This is a genomic window from Streptomyces sp. NPDC032161 (genome assembly GCF_040636995.1).
Classification (GTDB): domain Bacteria; phylum Actinomycetota; class Actinomycetes; order Streptomycetales; family Streptomycetaceae; genus Streptomyces.
Genome location: NZ_JBEZVN010000095.1, coordinates 1 through 4,004, shown reverse-complemented (window position 1 = coordinate 4,004; position 4,004 = coordinate 1). Strand labels below are relative to the sequence as shown.

The window sequence follows — 4,004 nt, the reverse complement described above, 5'->3', positions numbered from 1 at the left end:
TCCGTCTGGGCCGAGGTCCTCGGGCTTGAGCGCGTCGGTGTCCACGACAACTTCTTCGACCTCGGCGGCGACTCGATCATCAGCCTCCAGGTCGTTTCAAGGGCCCGTCGCGCCGGTCTGTCACTCTCCTCCCGGGACGTCTTCCAGCACCCCACCATCTCCTCTCTGGCCGCGGTCATCCCGGCTGTGGAGTCGGACGCTGCGGCGGCGGCCTCGACCGCCGAGCAGGGCGAGCTCACCGGTGAGGTGCCGACGCTGCCCGCCCGGGAGTGGTTCTTCGAGACCCACCCGGCGGCGCCGGAGCACTTCAACATGTCCTTGGCCCTCGCGCTGGACCCGGAGACCGACGAGTCAGCCCTGCTGACGGCGCTCGGGACAGTTCTGTCCCAGCACGATGCGCTCCGTACCACTTTCTCCGGTCGTACCTCGGCCCGGTACGAGGACCGCTCCGTCGTCACCGCGGAAGGGATCTTCGCGTCCCACGACCTGCCCGAGGACGACGCCGAAGCAGAAGCACGTTGGCAGCGGCTGGCCACTGCCGCCCAGGCGGACCTGGACCTCGACGGAGGCCCGCTCATCCGCGTCCTTCTCGGCCGGAGGGGCGCGGGGCGTGCTCCGTGGTTCTTCATCGCGGCGCACCACCTGGTCATCGACGGCGTGTCCCTCCGCATCCTGCTGGAGGACCTGAGCACGGCGTACGAACAGGCCGCCGCGGGGCGCACGCCCGACCTCGGCCCGAAGACCACTTCCGTGCGCCAGTGGGCACAGGAACTGGCGGCTCATACGGCCCGCGGCGGCTTCGACGCCCAGCGCGCCCACTGGACCTCCGTCACCGCACAGGCCGACCACCGGCTGCCGCTCGACAACCCCGACGGAACCAACACCGTTGCCTCGGCCCGCACTGTCTCCGTCGCTCTGTCGGTGGAGGAGACGGAGGCGTTGGTTCAGCGGGTGCCGGCGGTGTATCGGACGCAGGCGAATGACGTGTTGTTGACGGCGTTGGCTCGGGTGTTGCGTGGGTGGACGGGTCGTGATCGGGTTCCGGTGCTGTTGGAGGGGCATGGTCGTGAGGAGTTGTTCGAGGGTGTGGATCTGACGCGGACGGTGGGGTGGTTCACGTCGGTGTATCCGGTGGCCCTGGGGTTGTCGGGTGAGGACGTGGACGGTGTCGACACGTGGGGTCGTGATCTGAAGTCGGTGAAGGAGCAGTTGCGTGCTGTTCCGGACCGGGGCGTGGGTTACGGGGCGCTGCGTTACCTCGGCGGTGGCCTGGAGGGCCGGGCCCTGGACGACCCGCAGATCAGCTTCAACTACCACGGTCACTTCGACATCGGTGGCGAAGCCGGCGACGGCCTCTTCCGAGACGCTTTGCCCTTGCCCGGCGGTGACCACGCACCGCACGAGAACCGCACCCATCTGATCGATGTGGTCGGAGCCATCCAGGACGGCCGTCTCGCGTTCTCGTGGATCTACTCGGGTGATGTGCATCGTGAGGAGACGGTGCGGGGACTGGCGGAGGCGTTCGCGGCGGAGTTGGTCGCGTGTGTGGTGCATTGTGAGGGTGTGGGGGCAGGTGGTTGCACTCCGTCGGACTTCCCGTTGGTGGGGTTGTCGCAGGTGGAGGTGGATCGTGTGGTGGGTGACGGTCGGGGTGTGGAGGATGTGTATCCGTTGACGCCGTTGCAGGCGGGGATGCTGTTCCATGCGTTGGCGGATCCGGGTTCGTCCGCCTATGTGGAGCAGTTCGTGTTCCGGCTTGATGGTGTGTCGGATGTGGAGCGGTTGGCGTGTGCGTGGCAGACGGTGGTGGCGCGTTCGGACGCGTTGCGGGTGTCGTTGGCCTGGGAGGGCTTGTCGGAGCCGGTGCAGGTGGTGCATCGGGACGTGACGGTGCCGGTCACCGTGCTCGACTGGAGCGATTTGACGGAGGAGGGGCAGGCCGAGGCCCTGGCCGAGCTGTTGGACGAGGACCGCGCACATGGGATCGACCTCGCCTCCGGTCCGTTGCTGCGGGTGGTGTTGGCTCGGTTGTCGGGTGATGCGGTGCGGGTGGTGTGGACGTTCCACCATGTGCTGTTGGACGGGTGGAGTACGGCGGCGTTGGTGCCGGACGTGCTCGCCGAGTACGCCGGTGACGGGTCTGGGCGGGCTGTGCGGTCGCGGGGCTCGTTCGGTGAGTATGTGCGTTGGCTGGTGGGTCAGGACGCGGATGCCGGGCAGGCGTTCTGGCGTGGTCGGCTGGCGGGTGTGACGGAGCCGGTGGCATTGCCGTATGACCGTTTGCCGGGTGAGGTGGAGCGAGGTCGTTCGAGTGGCCGTGTTCCGGTGGTGCTGGGTGCTGGGGTGGCGGGCCGGGTCGGTGGGTTCGCGCGGCGGCATCGTCTGACGGTGAACGCGGTGGTGCAGGGGGCGTGGGCGCTGCTGCTGTCGCAGTGCGCGGGTGTGTCCGCGTCGTCGGCGGATGTGGTGTTCGGGACGACGGTCTCGGGGCGTCCGGCGGATCTGCCGGGTGTGGAGGACATTCTGGGTCTGTTCATCAATACGGTTCCGGTGCGGGTGCGGGTGGATCCGTCGGCGCGGGTGGCATCGTGGCTGGGAGGTGTGCAGTCGGATCTGGTGGAGTCGCGGCAGTACGAGTACGTGGCGTTGTCGGACATCGAGACGGATCTGCCGGCGGGTGTGTCGCTGTTCGACAGCCTGGTGGTGTTCGAGAACTACCCGGTCGATACGGGCGCGGCGAAGCGGCATGGTGTGTCGGTGACTGGTGTTCAGGCCGTCGAGTCGACGAACTACGCACTGACCCTCATCGCCGGACAGGCCGGCGAACGTCTGGACATGACGCTGGCCTACGACCCCGCCCTCCTCGACCGGACCACGGTCGACACCCTGGCCGAACGCCTCGCCCAGGTTCTCACCGCGCTCGTGGACAACGCTGAGACCCGGCTCGGAGCGCTGGACTTCCTGGCCCCCGAGGAACGCGCCCTCGTCGTCGACGAGTGGGCCGATGGAGGGGGCGCCACGCTCGACGACGCCTCGGTCGTGGCGGCGTTCGCCCGTCGGGTCGCTGCGGCGCCGGGTGCGGTGGCGGTGCGGTGCGGTGATGTCGTGCTGACGTATGCGGAGTTGGAGTCCGAGTCCGACCGTCTTGCCGCCGTCCTGGTCGAGGGGGGTGTGTCGTCGGAGTCCAGGGTGGGGCTGCTGTTGGAGCGGTCGGTTGATGTGGTGGTGGCGATGCTGGCCGTGTTGAAGGCCGGCGGGGTGTATGTGCCGGTGCATGGCTCGTATCCGGAGGAACGGGTGCGGCAGGTGCTGGCGCAGGCCGGTGCCCGGCTGGTGCTCACGGACCGGGGCGTGGACAGGGTCGCGGATATTCCGGCTCTCGCGGTGGACGCGGTGCCGGTGGGCACGGGCGTGGTCACGCCGGTCGTGAGTGCTGGTTCTTTGGCGTATGTGATGTTCACGTCGGGGTCGACGGGTGTGCCGAAGGGTGTGGCGGTCACGCATGGGGACATCGTGGCGCTGGCGGCGGATGGCCGTTGGGGTTCGGGTGGGCATGGGGTGGTGTTGTTCCATTCGCCGCATTCGTTCGATGCGGCGACGTATGAGGTGTGGGTGCCGTTGCTGAACGGTGGGACCGTGGTGGTGGCGGGGGCGGAGCTGAGTGCGCCGGTGGTGCGTGAGGCGGTGGCTTCGGGTGTGACGGGTCTGTGGGTGACCGCGGCGTTGTTCGGTGTGCTGGTGGAGGAGGATCCGGGGTGTTTCGCGGGTCTGTGTGAGGTGTGGACGGGTGGTGACGCGGTTCCGGCCGCGGCGGTGCGGCGTCTGCTGGACACCTGCCCGGGACTGGTGCTCGTCAATGGTTATGGTCCGACGGAGTCGACGACGTTCGCCGTGTGCGGACCCCTTGCTATGGGTGACACGGCGGGTGGTTCGGTGCCGTTGGGCCGGGTCATGGACAACACCCGTGCGTACGTGCTCGACGCCGCGCTCAGGCCGGTGGGTGT

1 protein-coding gene is annotated in these 4,004 nt (G+C 68.5%); it reads left to right on the top strand.

What is annotated here, in order from left to right:
- Nucleotides 1-4,004: condensation domain-containing protein (locus AB0E67_RS36190; RefSeq protein WP_362035078.1), on the top strand; the 4,004-nt coding region annotated here is incomplete at both ends.